At 62.0% G+C, this 19,042-nt stretch carries 18 protein-coding genes; 9 read left to right on the plus strand and 9 right to left on the minus strand.

From position 1 onward, the window contains the following. Positions 1–173: 173 nt before the first annotated feature. The 5 genes from cfa to RYH70_RS18975 all read left to right on the plus strand — a co-directional run bounded on the left by cfa (position 174) and on the right by RYH70_RS18975 (position 6,884). Positions 174–1,334, plus strand: coding sequence for a cyclopropane fatty acyl phospholipid synthase (cfa, locus tag RYH70_RS18955; protein WP_022994869.1), 1,161 nt, complete (start codon positions 174–176; stop codon positions 1,332–1,334). Between the two features lie 118 nt (positions 1,335–1,452). Then, the gene (locus RYH70_RS18960; RefSeq protein ID WP_022994868.1) at positions 1,453–1,962 is read left to right on the plus strand and encodes an RNA polymerase sigma factor; all 510 of its coding nucleotides are present in this window, start codon (positions 1,453–1,455) and stop codon (positions 1,960–1,962) included. A 5-nt stretch (positions 1,963–1,967) separates the two neighbouring features. After that, positions 1,968–2,900, plus strand: a complete 933-nt coding sequence (locus RYH70_RS18965) for a FecR family protein (protein WP_317009509.1) — start codon at positions 1,968–1,970, stop codon at positions 2,898–2,900. A gap of 225 nt (positions 2,901–3,125) precedes the next feature. Next, a complete protein-coding gene (locus RYH70_RS18970) occupies positions 3,126–5,453 on the plus strand; it encodes a TonB-dependent siderophore receptor (RefSeq protein WP_317009510.1) in 2,328 nt (775 codons plus the stop codon). A 279-nt stretch (positions 5,454–5,732) separates the two neighbouring features. Beyond that, complete coding sequence (locus tag RYH70_RS18975) at positions 5,733–6,884, plus strand: lipid A deacylase LpxR family protein (protein ID WP_317009511.1); 1,152 nt, start codon at positions 5,733–5,735, stop codon at positions 6,882–6,884. A gap of 207 nt (positions 6,885–7,091) precedes the next feature. Here RYH70_RS18975 and RYH70_RS18980 read toward each other — a convergent pair whose 3' ends face one another. Genes RYH70_RS18980 through RYH70_RS18995 form a run of 4 tightly spaced genes read right to left on the minus strand, consistent with a single transcriptional unit; the run spans position 7,092 to position 9,323 of the window. Continuing rightward, positions 7,092–7,466, minus strand: coding sequence for a sirohydrochlorin chelatase (locus RYH70_RS18980; RefSeq protein WP_022994863.1), 375 nt, complete (start codon positions 7,464–7,466; stop codon positions 7,092–7,094). Positions 7,467–7,489: 23 nt separating this feature from the next. Beyond that, entirely contained in the window at positions 7,490–7,726 is a 237-nt protein-coding gene (locus RYH70_RS18985; protein ID WP_022994862.1) for a DUF3820 family protein, read from the minus strand. Between the two features lie 47 nt (positions 7,727–7,773). Further along, positions 7,774–8,400, minus strand: a complete 627-nt coding sequence (locus RYH70_RS18990) for a cation transporter (RefSeq protein WP_063141029.1) — start codon at positions 8,398–8,400, stop codon at positions 7,774–7,776. Positions 8,401–8,414: 14 nt separating this feature from the next. Further along, positions 8,415–9,323 carry a cation diffusion facilitator family transporter gene (locus RYH70_RS18995; RefSeq protein ID WP_022994860.1) on the minus strand — a complete coding sequence of 303 codons (909 nt, stop codon included), beginning with the start codon at positions 9,321–9,323 and terminating at the stop codon, positions 8,415–8,417. A 141-nt stretch (positions 9,324–9,464) separates the two neighbouring features. Here RYH70_RS18995 and RYH70_RS19000 point away from each other — a divergent pair, with 141 nt between their 5' ends. Both RYH70_RS19000 and nhaD read left to right on the plus strand, forming a co-directional pair. Further along, positions 9,465–9,887, plus strand: coding sequence for a MerR family transcriptional regulator (locus RYH70_RS19000; protein WP_022994859.1), 423 nt, complete (start codon positions 9,465–9,467; stop codon positions 9,885–9,887). Between the two features lie 127 nt (positions 9,888–10,014). Next, entirely contained in the window at positions 10,015–11,244 is a 1,230-nt protein-coding gene (gene nhaD, locus RYH70_RS19005; RefSeq protein ID WP_022994858.1) for a sodium:proton antiporter NhaD, read from the plus strand. A 6-nt stretch (positions 11,245–11,250) separates the two neighbouring features. Here nhaD and RYH70_RS19010 read toward each other — a convergent pair whose 3' ends face one another. Together RYH70_RS19010 and RYH70_RS19015 are read right to left on the minus strand one after the other, a co-directional pair. Continuing rightward, positions 11,251–12,054, minus strand: a complete 804-nt coding sequence (locus tag RYH70_RS19010; protein WP_063141031.1) for a DODA-type extradiol aromatic ring-opening family dioxygenase — start codon at positions 12,052–12,054, stop codon at positions 11,251–11,253. A 402-nt stretch (positions 12,055–12,456) separates the two neighbouring features. Further along, positions 12,457–12,651 (minus strand): hypothetical protein, encoded by a 195-nt coding sequence (locus RYH70_RS19015; RefSeq protein ID WP_022994856.1) that lies wholly within the window; start codon positions 12,649–12,651, stop codon positions 12,457–12,459. 252 nt (positions 12,652–12,903) lie between these two features. Between RYH70_RS19015 and RYH70_RS19020 the strand changes: the two genes are divergently transcribed. Together RYH70_RS19020 and RYH70_RS19025 are read left to right on the plus strand one after the other, a co-directional pair. After that, a complete protein-coding gene (locus RYH70_RS19020; protein WP_317009512.1) occupies positions 12,904–14,364 on the plus strand; it encodes a protein adenylyltransferase SelO in 1,461 nt (486 codons plus the stop codon). A 74-nt stretch (positions 14,365–14,438) separates the two neighbouring features. Then, a complete protein-coding gene (locus tag RYH70_RS19025) occupies positions 14,439–15,068 on the plus strand; it encodes a hypothetical protein (protein WP_022994854.1) in 630 nt (209 codons plus the stop codon). A 27-nt stretch (positions 15,069–15,095) separates the two neighbouring features. Here RYH70_RS19025 and RYH70_RS19030 read toward each other — a convergent pair whose 3' ends face one another. The 3 genes from RYH70_RS19030 to RYH70_RS19040 are packed head-to-tail and all read right to left on the minus strand — an operon-like array spanning position 15,096 to position 19,033. Beyond that, positions 15,096–15,677: a methyltransferase family protein gene (locus RYH70_RS19030; RefSeq protein ID WP_317009513.1), complete on the minus strand. Its 582-nt coding sequence runs from the start codon at positions 15,675–15,677 to the stop codon at positions 15,096–15,098. Positions 15,678–15,695: 18 nt separating this feature from the next. Beyond that, entirely contained in the window at positions 15,696–15,836 is a 141-nt protein-coding gene (locus RYH70_RS19035; RefSeq protein WP_317009514.1) for a hypothetical protein, read from the minus strand. Positions 15,837–15,886: 50 nt separating this feature from the next. Then, positions 15,887–19,033, minus strand: coding sequence for an efflux RND transporter permease subunit (locus tag RYH70_RS19040; protein WP_449355842.1), 3,147 nt, complete (start codon positions 19,031–19,033; stop codon positions 15,887–15,889). Between the last annotated feature and the right edge of the window lie 9 nt (positions 19,034–19,042).

A 19,042-nucleotide genomic window follows, 5' to 3' on the forward strand; every position in this document is an offset into this window, starting at 1 on the left:
GATTGGCACGACCCCGGGGAGGCCGGAGCCGTGTAGTACTGCATCCGCCGTTCCCGGATGACGGTGACATCCGGCAGGGAAACACGCTTCATCGTCGCACAATAATCAGGGCAATGGGCAGCCAAGCTGCAGCCCGTGACCCATGCAGTTCATCACCCGAAGGGAGGCACTGTATGTTAGGTTCACGCAGCCGGGACGACACCACCCACACCGGTTCCCGCTCCATCGACGCGATGATTTCCGAGATCCTCGCCAACGCCGACATTCAGATCAATGGCCGGCGTCCCTGGGATCTGCATCTTCACCATCCCGATACTTTGTCCCGATTCGCCGCGCAACGTTCCCTCGGGCTTGGCGAATCGTACATGGACGGCTGGTGGGACTGTGACGCCATTGATGAATTCATCACCCGCATCCTGCGCGCCGGCGCCGACGGCATCAGTCAGCCGCGCTGGATGGTGGCGGTACAGCTGGCGGGCTATGCGCTACGCAACCGGCAAAGCCTGCGCCGCTCCCGGCAAGTGGCGGAGAAACACTACGATCTGGACAACCATCTGTTTCAGCTGATGCTGGATCCGACCATGGCCTACAGTTGCGGCTACTGGAAGGACGCAGCCACCCTGCACGAAGCCCAGCAGGCCAAACTTGATCTGATCTGCCGCAAGCTGGAGCTGGAACCGGGCATGACCCTGCTCGACATCGGTTGCGGCTGGGGTTCACTGGTGGAGCACGCCACCCGCCATTACGGCGTGCGCGCCCATGGCGTCACCGTCTCCAGCGAACAGGCGGACCTAGCCCGCGAGCGCTGCAAGGAACTGCCGGTTGAGATCATGCTCAAGGATTACCGCACCGTCACCGGGCACTACGATCGGGTGGTGTCGGTGGGTATGTTCGAGCACGTCGGACGCCGCAACTATCACACCTTCATGAAAACCGCCGCCAACCTGCTCAAGGACCGCGGCCTGATGCTGCTGCATACCATTGGCAACAACCTCAGCAGCGCCGCCCATGATGCCTGGATCGACAAGTATATTTTCCCCAACGGTGAGCTGCCCTCGATCAAACAGATCGCCCGCGCCGCCGAGCCCTTCTATGTGGTGGAGGATATACAGAACTTCGGCCCCGACTACGCCAAGACCCTGAAAGCCTGGGACGCCAACTTCCAGGCCAACTGGGATCAGCTCAAGGACCGCTACGACGATCGCTTCTTCCGCATGTGGCACTATTACCTGAATGTCTGCGCCGGCGGCTTCCGCGCCCGCCACATTCAGCTGTGGCAATGGGTGTTCAGCAAGCCCGGCCAGCGCTCCCGCACCTATCACGCCCCTCGTTGATGTTCTCCACTCTCCGCTCTTCTCTGCTCGGGTGCCGCTGGCGCCCGGGAGGGGATATCGGCATAATTGCGCCCTGATTCGGAATCATTATCATTTAACGTAATCCGGGCGGACCTCCATGCAAGCGGATCCCCGCGACCATCTGTTCCAGCAGCATGCGGCGGAACTCACCGGCTATCTGAACCGGCGTCTGCAATCACCGGAACTGGCCGCCGAGTTATGCCAGGAGGTGTATCTGCGCCTGCGGCGGGTGCCACGCCACCAAGCACTGGACAACCCCCGCGCCTTCCTGTTCCGCATCGCCCGCAACCTGCTCATCGATCACCTGCGCCAGCAAAACGGCCAACCCACCGCCATCACCCTGCAGGAGGCCGCCGAGGACCTGGAAAGCCCCGCCCCGGACCCGGAGACCGCCGCCAGCGACGCCCAGGTGCTCGACAGCCTGCGTGAAGCGCTCGGCGAATTACCCCATCATGTGCGCCAGGCCCTGCTCTGGAATCGGCTGGAAGGGCTCACGCAAAAGGAGATCGCCGGCCGGCTCGGGGTATCCGAACGGATGGTCGGCAAGTATATTCTGCGCGCCCTCAACCATTGTCAGGCGCGCCTGGCCTGGGAAGCACAAGGATGAGCCCAATGCAGGAACACCGCCCTCCACCGTTGGATCAGGAAGCCAACCGCTGGCTCGCGCACCTGCATTCCGGCCGGGCCCGGGAACAGGATCACCAGGACCTGGACCGCTGGCGCCGGCGCAGCCCGGCCCACGAAGCGGCCTACCAGCGCGCGCAAACCTTGTGGCGACACCTGGGCGCCCTCTCCCTCGACGGCGTATCCCTCGATAACGGGGCGGAAATGGCCGCGCCACGGCGCCAGCGGCGGCTCCTGCCGCTGGCGCTGGCCGCCGCCGTGGTGCTGGCTCTGGTGTTCCTGGGTCAGTCCCCATGGCGGCTGTGGCGGGCGGACCTGCGCACCGCCGCCGGCGAACAGCTTTCCCGTGACCTGGCCGACGGCAGCCACCTGGTTCTTAATGGCAACAGCGCCGCCAATTGGCACCTGGATGACGTCAGCCGCCGCATAGAGCTGCTGCGCGGCGAAGCCCTGTTCCAGGTGGCCGCGGATCGCCAGCGGCCATTCACCGTCCAGGCCGGGGATGCCCGTATTCGCGTCACCGGGACCCGCTTCAATGTCGCCCGCGAGGGTGATGACGTCCTGCTCACCGTCATCGAGGGACAGGTACTGGCCAGCGATCGACGGCACCGGGAAACCCTCAACCCTGGTCAGGCGGTACGCTGGAAAGATGGCGGGCTGCAGGATCCGGTCAGCGTCGACGCGGCATGGGCCGAGGCCTGGACACGCGGGCGTCTGATCGTGCGCGATCTTCCCCTGGAGGAGGTGGTCCGCCGTCTGGAGCGCTACCAGGACACCCCGATCTGGGTACTCGGCGACGCCCGCCACCGGCGGGTCAGCGGTGTCTTCGACACCGGGGATCCGGCAGCCATGCTCACCGCGCTCGCCGCCAGCCTTTCGATCCACCAGTACCGGCTGCCAGGTCTGATCATTCTGCGCTGACACCAGATCAGGTTCCGCCAACCGCGCCACAAGGCCACTGTGGGAGCTTGTAGCGCGGGCCTCCGCATTTATGTCTTCAATGGAGGGTGCCCCCTCTGAATCACGATGAAGAAAAAATTTCCCCTCCCGGGTTCAGAAATCCGGATCGGCTTCGTCTTCTCCGGCAGTGCAATCTAAATCATTTTCATTCGCAGAATTGCCACAGCACAGGAAACCGAACCGCCCATGAGTCTGAACCCCTTGCGTGCCGCCCTGTTCGGCGCGGTCATTCTGACTTCCGCCGCCCAGGCGGCATCGTTGAACCTGCCCGCCCAGTCCCTGGATCAGGCACTGCTGGATCTGGCCGACGCCACCGGTGTCACGCTGATCTACGACACCGCCCTGATCCGGGGCAAACAAAGCCCGGCCCTGCGCGGCGATTACTCCACCACGGCGGCGCTGGACCAGTTGCTGGCCGGCAGCGGCCTGCGCTACCGGCGCAACGAGGACGGCAGCTACACCCTGGAACCGGCCCCGGCCCAAAGTTCCCGGGCCCAGTCCCCGGCCCGGTCCAACGTGCTGGCTCCGGTGGCGGTGACCGCCCAGGCCGCCACCAAGATCGACCAGCCCACGTTGGAAACAGCGCAGTCCATCTCCGTGGTGCGCCGCGAACAGATCGAGTCCCAGGGCTCGGAAACCGTGCAACAGGCCCTGCGCTATACGCCCGGCGTGTTCACTGATCAGATCGGCGCTTCCAAGCGCTACGACTATGTGGTGATGCGCGGCTTTTCCGACGACAGCATCGACAACATCTACCTGGACGGCCTCAAGACCATGGGCGATCCGGGGACCTTCAATTCGATCCAGGTCGACCCGTACTTCCTGGAGCGGGTGGAAGTGGTCAAAGGCCCGTCCTCGGTGCTGTACGGCCGCGCCTCGCCCGGCGGCCTGGTGAACCTGACCAGCAAGCAACCGCTGTTCGAGACGCGTCAGGAAATCCAGTTCCGTGCCGGCAGCAACGATTACCTCGGCGCCGCTTTCGACTTCGCCGGACCGCTCGGCGACCGTGCCGCTTACCGCATCATCGGCCTCACCGAAGGCGGCGATACCCAGTTTGATCACGTGGAACAGAAGCGCCACGCCATCGCGCCATCGTTCACCATTGATCTGAGCGACCGCACCACTCTGGATCTGATGGCCTATTACCAGGATGACCCGGAAGGCGGCAGTCACAGCGGCCTGCCGGCGGAAGGCACCCTGTACCGCCACAACGGGCGCTATGTTTCCCGGCATTTCTTCGAAGGTGAGCCGGGCTATGAACAGTATGAGCGTACCCAGAAAATGATCGGCTACCGCCTGGAACACGTGATCAACGATACCTTCCGGTTCCGGCAGAACTACCGCTATCTGGAAAGCGACGTGCAATTGCAGCAGGTCTACGCCTATGGCTGGGTCGGCGACAGCAATGAGTTGAACCGCTATTTCTCCGGCGCCGACGAGCACCTCAGTGCCCATGCCGTGGATACACAGTTGCAGGCGGACTTCGATAAATGGGGGCTGCGCCATACCGTGCTGCTGGGTTTCGACTACCAGCACCGTGACGTGGACGCGCTCTGGCTGAGTGGCGCTTTCCCGCCCATCGACGCCTTCGATCCGGTCTATGGCGCGGGGCCGGTGGCGGACTTCGTCCCATCCGACAACGACCGCAAGTTGATCCAGACCGGTATTTACTTGCAGGACACCATGAGTCTCGATAACTGGCGCTTCTCACTGGGCGGCCGTCAGGACTGGGTGCGGACCGCCAATGTGGATGTCGCCAGCGGAGCCCGCTCCAGTCAGAACCGCAGCCGTTTCAGTGGCCGTGCCGGTGTGCTCTATCTGTTCGACAACGGCTTGGCACCCTATGCCAGTTATTCGGAGTCGTTCAATCCCAGCGTCTACACCGACGAAGACGGTAATCCGCTCAAACCCACCGAAGGCACCCAGTATGAAACCGGGGTGAAATACCAGCCGCGTGACGGGCGCGGGATCTATACCCTGTCGCTGTTCCATATCGACCAGGAAAACGTCGCCATTCGCGAACCGCAGGAGGCGATCTATCTGCCCATCGGCCAGATCCGTTCCCGCGGCGTGGAGCTGGAAGCCCAGACCATGGTCACCGACCAACTGGCACTGCAGGCCAGCTACACCTATACGGACATCCGCTACCAGGACGCGGAACAGGACATTGAGGGCAACCGGGTCAACCAGGCACCGCGTCACCAGGCTGCTTTGTGGGGGCAATACCGCTTCAACGACGGCGCTTTGGAAAGTCTTGATGTGGGGCTGGGCGCCCGGGTCGTCACCGACATCGTGGCGGATCGCACCAATACTCGAACGGTGCCTTCCTACACCCTGTTCGATGCTTCCCTGGGCTACGACCTTAGCCGTATCGGCCTGCACGGCATGGATCTGCGCGTCAACGTCAACAACCTGACGGACAAGGAATACGTGGCGTCCTGCTATTCCCTCGATTACTGCTACATGGGCGCCGAACGCAGCGTCATGGCCACACTCACTTATCGCCTGCGTTAACCTCCGTTCGACACGCCCTCCTTTCCGGTTTTTTCCCAAGAGGGCGCGCATCGATTAAGAAACCCGATCATACCGGTCGGGTTTTTTCTATTTTTCTTATCCTTGTCCGCCCCCATCTTATAGCCATCCCGGTAACCATACTCCGTTGCCGAAGTGAGCATGGTGCTGCGCAGAATCGGGCAATGATCTTCCGGATCCGTTCTACCGCCCGTATCAGGCCAGCGCCTATAGTGCCCGTCGCCGGCATCGTCCGGCCATGAACCCTGGAGAAACGACGCCATGACCGTGTTGCCTTCAACGCGGCGAGGCCTTCTATTGCTTATCGCCGCGTCCAGCCTTGCTCTGCTGACCGCCGCCGCCCACGCCAAACCCGCCGTGTCCGTGCCCGGTCTTGATAGCGAGCCGCGCCTGGCCATGTTGCCTGGCGAAGAACAACGTCCACGCCGCCCGCGTCCGCAACCCAAACAGGAGCGCCCGGCCGCGTCCTGGTCGGTGGCACTGGACAACGACATTCTGGTGCCCGGCTCCCGGGATCAGGACTACACCTACGGGCTGAGCTTTTCCTATACCGGCGCCCGGGCCGCCGATGCCTGGTTCTCCCTGGACCGGCCGCTGGGGTGGCTGGACCGGCTGGTGGGGGTGGACGATCGATCACCGGAAGGCATCGACGGCCACAGCATTGAGTTCGGCATGCAGGCGTTCACTCCGGAAGAGGTCAAGATAAAGGACCTGCTGCCCGGTGATCGCCCCTACGCCAGCCTGGTGTATTTGTCTTCCCACCGGGAGCAGATCGACCGTGCCCGCGACCTGGCCTGGCACACCAGCTTCACCCTCGGCGCCCTCGGCCTGCCACTGGTGGGCGAGGCGCAGAACACCGTGCATCGAATCACCGGCAGCAACCGGGCGCGGGGTTGGGATCATCAGATCAGCGACGGCGGCGAACCCACCGCCCGCTACACCGTGGCCCGGCAAAAGTACCTGACACCAGGCCGCCCCAATCTGGAAGTGAAAAGCACGCTGCAAGGATCGGTCGGCTATCTGACCGAGGCGCGCTGGAGCCTCAGCTTCCGCGCCGGCCGGCTACACAGTCCCTGGTGGCGGTTCAACCCGGAACTGGCCCGCTACGGCGAAGGCGCCAGCTACGCCAATCCGCCCGGTGGCGTTCAGGAGCACTATGTATGGGGTGGCATCGGTACCGCCGCGCGAGCTTACAACGCCTTCCTGCAAGGCCAGTTCCGTGACAGCGATCTTAGCTATGACCATGATGAAGTGCGTCATCTGGTGGGCGAAGCCTGGCTCGGCTATACCCTGGCCTGGCACAACGGCTGGCGCCTCAGTTATGTGCTGCGCGCGCAGAGCTCCGAGCTGAAGGACGGCCCCGGAGACCGCCACCTGCTGTGGGGCGGCATGGTCATCGCCCATACCTTCTGATCCGAACCGGCAGCCAGTTCACGCAAGACCCGCCTCTTCTCCCGTTGCCAGCGCCGGAATTCCGGCCGGTTCTGGAACGCTGGGAGGATCCGGTGAGGACATCGACAGCGCCGAAGCCCTGGCGGATCGGTACTGGGAGGAAGTCTATTCCAAGGTAGATGTAAGCCAATATGGCTTGTGATCCGATCTTCGTTAATTCAGAGAAGACTACGAAGCCGTTTGCTCTCCCACATGGCGGGCCATGAGGTCCGCCAGATCCGGGGTGCTACCGAGATATTCCAGCAGTTCGATCTTTAGTTCGGGATAGCGCTCCCGCGCCTCGCGCACTTGGGCGGGAATGTCCCGGGCAACATGTTTGCCGCCATTGAAGAACATCGGATAAACGAAGACCTGTTCCACCGGCTGGTGGGCAAGTTGCTGAATCGCTTCATTCAGTGACGGGCTCGCCAACTCCAGGAAGCAAGGCACCACGGCCACGAACCCGGGGCAACGTCGTGCCAGTTGTTCCACCTGGGAGCGGAATTCATCGTTGGCCGCCGCGGCGCGGCTGCCATGGGCCATGACGACCAGTGCCTTGCTCATAACGCTCTCCGGATTCGGGACGACTATGATACCACTCCCGGCCCGGCACCCCGGAACGGCGCCACCAGTTCGGCCAGGCCCTCCACCTTGATGATCATCGCCAGGGCCATCAGCCGCCCCAGCTCGCCCTTGGGAAAGCCTTTGTCGGCGAACCACAGCAAGTAGGGTTCCGGCAGATCGATGACCGGACAATTCTGGTATTTACCAAACGGCATGGTGCGTTGGCACACCGCTTTGAGATCCTCGGGTTTGAATTCCATGACGCCCTCTGTTCCAACCGTGCCGGTAGCATACATACCGGCCCCGGCTAGCACGAGGAACAACCGCTGCCTTCTCCCCGGCCCTCGGCGTTGGCCTGACGCAGGATCGCCATGGCGCTGTGACAAAACAACGCGGCGATCGCCACCGCCACCGCCAGATCCGGCCAGCGGCTGCCACTGGCCATTACCGCCAGACCGGCGCCGATCACCGCCACATTGGCGATGGCGTCATTGCGGGAACACAACCATACCGAACGGATATTGGCGTCTCCCTGGCGATAGCGCATCAACAACACCAGACTGGTCAGGTTGGCCGCCAGCGCCAGCAAGCCGATGCCGGTCATGGTGTGCCCCGGCGGCGGTGCGCCATTGGTCATCGCCAGCAGACTGTCCGCCAGCACCAGTAACCCCAGCAATAATAACGACGCCCCCTTGATCCGCGCCGCCCGCAACCGCCAGGCCAGAGACTGCCCCAGTGCCCACAACGTCAAAGCATAAGTCGCGCTGTCACCAAGGAAATCCAGCGCGTCGGCGCGTAATGCCCGGGAACCGGAGAACCACCCCACCAGCGCTTCCACCAGAAACAGGGTGATATTGATCAGCAGCACCGCTATCAGTACGCGGCGGTAAGCCGGCGGGGCCTCCGCTTTCAATTCCGGTTCGCAACATGCCATGAAACCGCCCCCTGTCAGCGATGCAGCACGCAGACGTGCTCACTGTCGCCGCGCTCCACCTGCAACGTCGTGTGCTCAATACCGAAACGATGGTGCAATTCATCGGCCACGCCATCGACAAAGGCATCATCGGCACCGCCGGGCATCACCAGATGGGCGGTGAGAGCGCTTTCCGTGGTGCTCATGCCCCACACGTGCAGATCGTGAATATCCAGCACTCCGGGCTGATCGCGCAGCCAGGCCTCCACTTCATTCAAATCGATGTGCGCCGGCACCGCGTTCAACGCCAGTTTCAGCGACTCCCTGAGCAGCCCCCAGGTACCGATCACGATCACCACCACGATCAGCAGGCTGACCACCGGATCCAGCCAGTTCCAGTCGGTCATCAGGATCGCCACGCCGGCGATCACCACGCCCAGGGACACCGCCGCATCCGCCACCAAATGGAGAAACGCGCCGCGAATATTGAGATCGCCCTTGCTGCCCTTGACGAACAACCAGGCCGAAGCGGCGTTGATCAGAATACCGATGGCGGCGACCACGATCACCGTCATCGACGACACTTCCGGCGGATCAGCAAGACGACGAATGGCATCCCAACTGATGGCGCCACAGGCGATCATCAGGAACATGGCATTGGCCAGGGCGGCCAGAATCGAGCTGCCGCGCAGGCCGTAGGTAAACCGCTGATCCGGTATCTTGCGGGCCAGCAACATGCCCACCCAAGCCACCACCAGGCCCAGCACATCGGACAAATTGTGGCCGGCGTCCGCCATCAGCGCGGAGGATTGCGCCAGAAACCCGTAGATGAACTCCACCACGGTGAAGCCCACGTTCAGTGAAATGGCAATGACGAATGCCTTGCCGAAACTGGCCGGCGCCTGGTGTGAGTGGCCGTGTTCGTGACCATGGTGCGCGTGCATCCGCGTCTCCTCTGGCTTGTGGCGGTCATGTTATCCCCCGGCGGGGCTACAAGACCGCGATTCTTGCGGTTCCGTCCTTGACGGCTGCGATGTCCCCCTATTTGAATACCTGTAGTGGCTACAGCTTCAAGAGGAGACAGTATGTTTTCCATCGGCGATTTGGCCCGGGACACCGGCTGCAAGGCGGAAACCATCCGTTACTACGAACAGATCGGGCTGATGCCCGCACCGGCCCGCAGCGCCGGTAACCAGCGACGCTACACGCAGCGGCACCGGGACCGGCTGCATTTCATCCGCCACGCCCGGTCGCTCGGTTTCACCATTGATGATATCCGCGAGTTGCTGTCACTGTCCGACGATGAGCATCGGGATTGTTCCGCCGTGGATGCCCTGGCCCGCCGCCACCGGGACGCGGTCACCGCCCGCATCGAGTCACTGATGACGTTACGCCGGGAGCTGGACCGGATGATCGGCGAATGCGGCGGCGGCGAGGTGGGACAGTGCCGGATCATCGAGGTTCTGCGCGACCACCGGTTGTGTGAGAGCGGGCATCCGTTGGCCTGAACACGCCGATTTCCCCCCGGCGGATGAGGACAGTCCAGGCCCGCACCACGGCCTTGGCCAAAAGGTCGCATGCTTGACCCAAAAGCGCTAGAATCCGCCCCGCTGATTCCTGCCTTGGAAGTCCCCTATGACCGCATTGCTACTTATCCTGGTGGCTCTCGGCTTCCTGTCCATCGTCGTCGAAGACGTGGTTCACATCGACAAGGCCAAGACCACTCTGTTTTTCGGATCCCTGGTTTGGGTTCTGTTCTTTATTGCCCCGCCCTCTCATCTCTCCCATGACGCCCTGATGGAGCAGTTGAACGACCAGCTCCTCGATATTGCCACCCTGTGGCTGTTCCTGATGGCGGCGATGACGTTTGTCGCTTACCTGTCCGGGAAAGGCATTATCGACGGCATCGTCAACAAGCTGATGCCCTCGCGCATGTCCGAGCGCAAGCTGATGATCATGACCGGGCTGTTCGCCTTCCTGTTCTCCTCCATGGCCGACAACATCACCGCTACTCTGGTGTGCATCGCGGTGTTGATGAACCTGCGGCTGCCGGCTAAGAAGTTGCTGCGCTATGTGGTGCTGGTGGTGTTCTCGGTCAACGCCGGCGGAACCGCGCTGATCACCGGTGACGTTACCACGCTGATGATCTTCCTCGCCGACAAGGTGGAGATCGTCGATCTGCTGGTACTGAGTCTGCCGGCCTTCGTCGCGGTCATGAGTCTGGCGTTCATGCTCTCCCTGGGGCTCAAGGGCGACCTGGAGCTGGAAAAACGGGACATCACCTTCGGTCACGGCGACAAAGCGGTGGCGGCACTGTTCTTCATGACCATCCTGACCACCATCGGCGCCAACGTGGCCTTTGGTATTCCGCCGGTGCTGACCTTCCTGTTCGGGCTGTCACTGATGTTCATGGTGGTGCAGTTCATGAACAAGGACGAGCCGGTCCTCGATTACATCCGCAAGATCGAGTTCGACACTCTGCTGTTCTTCCTCGGTGTGCTGCTGCTGGTGGGCATGCTCAAGGAACTGGGCATCCTTGCCTATTTCCCGAAACTGTACGACATCATGCCGACCCTCGCCGCCAACTACGTGGTGGGCATGGTCTCCGCGCTGTTCGACAACGTGCCGTTGACCGCCGCCCTGCTGAAATCCGGTATCGAGATGACCTTGCCGCAATGGCTGACCCTGACCTACTCCGTGGGCGTGGGCGGCTCTCTGCTGATCATCGGTTCCGCCGCCGGAGTGGTCGCCATGAGCAAGGTCGAGGAGCTGACCTTCGCCAGCTACCTGCGCTACGCCGGCTATCTGTTCGTCGCCTACACCGTCGGTTTCTTCGGCGTACTGGCCATCGGCGTCATGCTTTGAGTCCGATCAGTTCCCTGGCTGCCACAGCAGGGAACTGACGCTCATCTCGCCCATGCGTCCCGAGAACACCCGGTCCGCCGGCTTGCCGGCGGCGCCGGCGCACACCAGTGCCGGGAGCAGATGCTCCTCGCGCGGGTGACTGAACGTTCCACCGGGAGCCTGACGCCAGGCACACAACCGTTTTCCCCGCTCTTCCTCATCCCAGTCTCCGTTCTGACAGGTCCGCCACAGCCACTGCTCGAAATCCCGGTTGGCATTCAATGCCCCCGGCGGATCGCCACGCCCCATCAACACCGCCATGTTATGGAACGAGGAGCCGGAGCCGATCACCGCCACGCCCCGGGCCACCAGCGGCGCCAGAGCACGTCCCAGGCGCCAGTGCGCCCCGGCGTCCAGGGAATCCAACAGCGACATTTCCACCACCGGCACATCCGCCTCCGGATACATCAGCGACAACGGCACGAACAGGCCATGGTCGAAGCCACGCTCACTATCCACCCGTGCCTCGATACCCGCCTCGTGCAGCAGGCTGGCGGCACGGGCCGCCAGGGCCGGATCGCCGGGAGCAGGGTATTGCAGGTGGTAGGCGGGCTCGGCAAAGCCGTAATAGTCGTAGATCAGTGGTGGATGGGCACCACCGGTAAACGACGCTACCGGCGCCTCCCAATGAGCGCTGATCAACAGGATCGCCTGGGGACGCGGCGCCGCCCCGGCCAGTTCACGCAACGACGCGATCAGTTCCCGGTGCCCCGGATCGCCGAGCAACGGCAGCGGGCCACCACCATGAGTAACATAAGCAACGAATGACATGGATCACTCCCAACACGGACTGTGTTCAGAGTACGGCATCGGCGCCAGGCAAGGGATTCAGCGATTGGTGCGATTAGATCAGATTTTTTGTGGCCTGCCGTCCATGGCGGCCACCCTCCGGGACGTCGCAAGCGACGTCAAAAATCGTTCCCGACGATTCTTTGTGGCCTGCCGTCCATGGCGGCCACCCTCCGGGACGTCGCAAGCGACGTCAAAAATCGTTCCCGACGATTCTTTGTGGCCTGCCGTCCATGGCGGCCACCCTCCGGGACGTCGCAAGCGACGTCAAAAACGGCTCCTGGCCAACTTCCCACAGACCAGATCACGAAGCCGCTGTGGGAGCTTGCCTGCAAGCGAATTGTGGGACAGCAAAGCCTCCCAGCGATTTTTGAGGCCACGATATCAATCGTTGCGGCCGATAGTGATGCCACCGATCCGGGTCACGCCGCGCAGGCGTAACAATGCCCAGATCATACCCGCCAGTCCGATGATCGGCGCCAGATAGAGAGTACGGTCGGCGAACAGCATCAGCGCCATGCTGGCGAAAAACATCAGCGCGAAAATGACGAAGAACAGATATAGAGGTTTTTTGTTCATGTTCCGCTACTCCCGGGGAATACCCCATGGAGGGCCGTCCCTGAAAAGGAGAGCCCCATTTTGTTATTATCGGCCCATGCAGGAACGTCAAACGGACCTCCCCGGCCGGATTCATTAATCTTTTCATGGAAGCCGGCGCATTGCGATAGTCCGGTATTCGCTCTTTTCGACCACTTGGTCATGCCTCTTTTCCTCCGCCGCAGTCTGTTACTCTGTCAGAACCCGCACCGGAGTTCCCGACTGGAGTATTCGATGAGCAGTCCTCACGGCTTCCATTTTGACAACGGCTACGCCCGCCTGCCCGAGCGCCTGTTCGCCCGCTGTGAACCGACACCGGTGGCCGCCCCTGTTGGGGTCCTGTTCAACACCGCGCTGGCCGGGCAGTTGGGCCTGGACGCCTCCACTCTGGACAGTCCGGACGGCGCCGCTCTGCTGGCGGGCAATACTCTGGCCGAAGGCAGCGAGCCAATCGCCCAGGCTTACGCCGGCCACCAATTCGGCTACCCGAACATGCTCGGCGATGGCCGCGCCATCCTGCTCGGCGAGCAGCTTACTCCCGATGGCCAGCGTCGCGACATCCAACTCAAAGGCGCCGGCCGGACGCCCTTCTCCCGTGGTGGCGACGGGCGTGCCGCTCTCGGGCCAATGCTGCGGGAATATCTGATCAGCGAAGCAATGCACGCTCTCGGCATTGCCACTACCCGCAGCCTCGCGGTGGTTGCCACCGGAGAGCCGGTATACCGCGAAACCGCGTTACCCGGCGCCATCCTGACCCGCGTCGCGGCCTCGCATTTGCGCGTGGGCACCTTCCAGTTCGCCGCCGGCCAGCGGGATCCCGAGCTACTGGAAACACTGGTGGACTACACGCTGCAGCGCCATTATCCGGAACTCAGGGAGAGCGACAACCAAGCCCTGGCGCTGCTGGACTCGGTAATGGAACGGCAACTGGATCTGATCGTCCACTGGATGCGAGTCGGTTTTATTCACGGCGTGATGAATACCGATAACGTGACGCTCTCCGGCGAGACCATTGACTACGGCCCCTGCGCCTTCATGGACCAGTACCACCCGGACACGGTATTCAGTTCCATCGACCAGCAGGGGCGTTACGCCTATGGCAACCAGCCGGCGATTACCCAGTGGAACCTGACCCGCTTCGCTGAAACCCTGTTACCGCTGATCGACACGGACACCGACACCGCGGTGCAAAAAGCCACCAACGTGATCAGGTCCTTCAGCGGACGCTATGACGCCAAATGGCTGGCGATGATGCGTGCCAAGCTGGGCCTGTTCGGAGATGACCCGGTGGACGCCACGCTGATTCAGGATCTGCTGGACTGGATGCAGCGACGCCAGGCGGATTACACCAATACTTTCCGCGATCTGATCGGCGAAACCGCGCCGGTGGAAGGGATCTATCAGGACGAAGCCTTCGAAAACTGGCATCAGCGCTGGCAAGCGCGCTTGAGCCGCAACGCCAAACCGCTCAAGTCCTCGTTCTGTCTGATGCGCAACAACAATCCAGCGGTGATCCCCCGCAACCACAAAGTGGAGGAAGCCCTGAACGCGGCGGTGCGGGATGATGATTTGGGCCCCACGCACCGGCTGCTCGATGCGCTGTCCCACCCTTACCAGGATCGCGATGACATCGATGACTATCGGCAACCGCCGAAACCGACGGAGCGGGTACTGCAAACCTTCTGCGGCACCTGATCGCCGCTTGGGGCACACCGGCAAACCGGGCACCACACACTGACATGGGCCAGCACATCAAGAAGGGAAAAGACATGGACAAGATCAGGCGGGTAGCCACCCCCCTCTTATTCGCGCTGCTCATTCTCGCCGGCTGTGACAACAGCACCGGAGAAACCGGCGACCAGGCGTCTCCCAACGCTTTTCACAGCGACGAGTACGGCATCGGCCTGGCCTATGACAACCACCAGGCCCACGCCGTAACGGAAACCGGCGGTTATTTCGGCGACCCGGCCTGGCGGCTGGATGCCGAAACGGATGCCCCTGGCGATCGGTTGCTGGTATTGCGCCTTAACGATTCCGACGAGATCCTCACTGGCGAGCTGCGCCTCGGTGTCAGCCGGGATCCGGGCCAGCTGGAACGTTGCACCCGGCCCGGCCCCCTGGCGACATCAAGCAAGACCGGCACCACCGAGCTGGACGGCGCGCTCTTCACCACCTATCGGGGAGGTGACGCCGCCATGAACCACTTTCAAAATCTGCGCGCCTATCGTGCCGTACACCATGGCACCTGTTACGCCATTGATCTGGTCCTCCAGGGTACCAACCCGGAAGTGTACGACCCTCCCCGGGAAGCCCCGTTCAGCCGCGAGGAAGGATTCGCGAGGCTGGAAGCCCTGCTGCAAGGCCTTGCATTTGATGAGAAGCCGCGAGGACGCAGTTAATGACATGGAGGCCGTCTTTGTTCAACGCTACCGCCCTTGTGCCGACAGCCATCGGGTCCGCTTGCGAATCCAGCGAATCGCCATGAACAGTACGCTATTGATCGCCGCGATCAAAAGCCAGTGCTGGTCGATCACCACAGTCCCTTGATTAACCGTATCCTCACCTACCTCGATAATGAAGATGATAAACACGGCCATGAACACGGTGAGGTATTCCCGCCGAACCACCGCCCGCCACGAGAATGGCAAGACAGCGGGGAGGTAACCGGAAAATTCCGGCAGGAAGGCCGGTGTCTTTCGCGCCCAACGCGTATAGGCGTCACCAAACCGCGCAGTCAGGAAACGTTCTTCCGCCAACACCACTCTCTCGAAGTAGATTGCGAACGCCAGCACGTAGTACAACGTCAACCCAAACGAATGCAGTAACAGCACTGCCCCCAAACCACCGATAAAATTGCCGACATAAAGGGGATTCCTAACCAGCGAGTACGCGCCGGAGGTATTGAGTGTGTCGGCCACCTGACCTTTGGTATTGCGACCGGAGGTGCGGCGGGGTGTATGCCCCGTGGTCCAGACCCGTATGCCGAGACCAGCCAGCATCAACAGCAAGGCAAAGCAGTCCCAGAGCTAGTCCAGATCATGGTCGTTAAACAGATAGCGAGTATCAAACAGCGTGAGCAACACCGCCGGCACCAACAGAAGAGCTGGCGCCGCACCGCGCCATCGGAAGGCGCGTTCGCCCTGCTCGCAAAGCGTCTCATAAAGCATTAGACATTCCTCATAAAAAAAGCCTCGGCACGAGATGCCGAGGCTTCCGGTTAACGTTGCAGTTCTTCGACTTTTCGCTTCGAGAACAGCGGATACAGACTTGGCAACACCAGCAACGTCAGCCCCGTCGCCGAGATCAAACCACCGACGATCACAACCGCCAGCGGTCGCTGCACTTCGCTGCCGACGCCAGTGGCCAACAGCATCGGCATCAACCCGAGCATGGAGGTCAACGCGGTCATCAGGACCGGACGCAGCCGCGATACCGCGCCTTCGAAGACAGCCCGGTCAACGCTTTCACCATCACGCAGGCGTGCGTTGATCGCCTCCACCATGACCACGCCATTAAGTACCGCCACCCCGAACAGAGTGATGAAGCCCACCGAGCTCGGCACCGACAGGTATTGGCCACTGATCGCCAGGGAGAGGATGCCGCCGATCAACGCCAATGGCACATTGACCAGGATCAACAGCGCCTGAGCGACGGAACCGAAAGCGAAATACAACAACAGAGCGATCAGGCCCACGGCCACCGGGACCACCATGGACAGTCGTTGCTGCGCCCTTTGCTGGTTCTCGTACTGACCGCCGATATCGACGTTGTAGCCAGCGGGCAGATCCACTTCGGTAGCGATCGCCCTGCGGATATCGGCCACCACCGAGCCCATGTCACGGCCGGCCACATTGGCCTGGATCACCACTCTCCTCTGCACATCATCGCGGCTGATCTGCGGCGGCCCGGTGACCAGCTCCACCCGCGCCACGTCGGCCAGGCGTACCCAGGCGCCATTGGCGGCCTGCAGGCGCAGGTTACGGATGGCTTCCGCATCGCGGCGGGCATCCTGTTCGAAACGCACATAGATATCGTAGCGTTCATTGCCGTTGATCACCTGTCCGGCGGCACCGCCGCCGAGTCCGTTGCTGACCAGGCTCATCACCTGATCAACGCTGAGCCCATAGCGGCTCAGTGCATTGCGGTCAGGCTCCACCACCAGCTGCGCTTCTCCGGCGATCTGCTCCAACTGCACATCCGTGGCGCCCTCGACCTGCCGTACCGCCCGGGTGATGGCATCGCCTTTCTCCTGCAATACGTTCAGATCCGGGCCAAACAGCTTAATCGCCAATTGCGCTTTGACACCGGACAGCAATTCGTCAACGCGCATGGCGATGGGTTGCGAGAAGTTGAGCAACAGGCCGGGATGAACCTGCAGTTTCTTCTCGATTTTTTCCTGCAGCTCCAGCCGATTGCCGGCGCTGGTCCATTCGTCCACCGGTTTCAGGCCGATATAAATCTCCACATTGCTTACCGGTTCCGGATCACCGCCGATCTCCGCTCGGCCAACCCGGCTCAGCGCGTAGGTCACTTCCGGAAAGGTCATGATTTCCCGTTCCAGTTTTTCTCCCACTTCCAGCGCCGTATCCAGGCTGGAAGACGGCGCCAGCGTGACCCGTAATGCCAGAGTGCCTTCCTCCAATACCGGCACGAACTCGGTACCGATAAACGGCACCGTGGCCGCCGCCAATACCAACAGGCCAACCGCGCCGCCGATCACTGCCTTGCGCGCGGCCAGCGCCCTCGCCAGTAGCGCGCGATAGCGAACTTCCAGCCAGCCGACCAGTTTATTGGGTTTTTCTTCCACACCATGCCGGAACAGGAAAGACGCCAGCGAAGGCACCACGATCAACGCCACCAGCACGGCGGCGGCCATGGCCAGCATGATGCTGATCGCCATCGGCACGAACATCTTCGCTTCAACGCCTTCGAAAGCGAACAACGGCATGAACACCACCAGAATAATGCTGGCGGCGAAAAACACCGGCCGGGCCACTTCCTGGGCCGCGTCCTTGACCCGCAACGCAATGCCACCGGCCGGGTCATCAGCGCCTTCCCCGCGGCTCAGGTGCTTGAAGATGTTTTCCACCATCACCACCGAACCGTCCACCAGCATGCCGATGGCCACCGCCAGGCCGCCCAGGGACATCAGATTGGCGGACATCCCCAGGCTCGCCATCACCAGCAGCGCAAGGCCAATGGACAGGGGAATCGACAACAGCACCAGCACGGTGGCCCGCAGGTTCATCAAAAACAGGGCCAGAACGATGACGATAAACAGGAACGCCAGCAGCAACGCGCTGACCACCGTGCTCACCGCCTTTTCCACCAGATCCGCCTGATCGTAGAACACCTCGAAGCGCACCCCGTCCGGCAACGCCTGCTGAATGCGTTCCACCCTTTCTTCGATGCCATCAATGGTGGCCTTGGTGTTGGCGCCCATGCGTTTGAGGACGATGCCCGCCACCACCTCACCGAGAAATTCCGGGTTTCCCTCGGCATCGCGACGGGTCATGGTCAAGGCCCCCTGGCGGATCTCACCGCCGAATTCCACCCGTGCCACATCACGCACCCGAACCTGGGTGCCGTTGACTTCCCTGAGAGGAATGGCGGCGATGTCCCGGAGACCCTGCTCGCCGTTACCGACCCAGCCCATGCCACGGATCACCAATTGCTCGGCGCCGCGATCCAGGTACCAGCCACCGGCATTACGATTATTGCCGGCGATGGCATCCATCACCTGTTGCAACGTCAGATCGTAGGCCAGCAGGCGGGACGGATTGACGTTGACCTGATACTGCCGCACTTCGCCCCCGTAACTGAGCACGTCGGTGACGCCGCCCACCGGCATCAGCAGCAGTTTCACCACCCAGTCGTTAAGACTGCGCAATTGCATGGCATCTACACCGGAGCCGGGTTCAGCGGTGAGCAGGTATTGGTAAACCTGCCCGAGGCCGGAGGTATTCGGGCCCATTTCCGGAGTGCCCACACCTTCGGGAATATCTTCCCGCGCCGCCTGCAAGCGCTCAAAGACCAGTTGCCGGGCGAAGTAGATGTCGGTGTCGTCCTCGAACACCACGGTGACAATGGACAAGCCGGTCTTGGAGATCGAGCGGACTTCCGCCACCTGTGGCAATGCATACATCACCGCTTCAATCGGATAGCTGATCAGTTGTTCCACCTCCTCCGCCGCCAACCCGGGGGCCTCGGTGTTCACTTGCACCTGCACATTGGTGACGTCGGGAAAGGCATCCAGTTTCAGGCGCGGCATTTGCCAGGCAATCACCCCCACGGTGATCACCAGCAGAAGCAGCACCACCAGGCGGTTGTTCACCGCCCAGTCGATACAGCGATTCAACATCATGTTCTCCTT

This window comes from Alloalcanivorax xenomutans, from assembly GCF_032810065.1.
GTDB classification, from domain to species: domain Bacteria; phylum Pseudomonadota; class Gammaproteobacteria; order Pseudomonadales; family Alcanivoracaceae; genus Alloalcanivorax; species Alloalcanivorax xenomutans.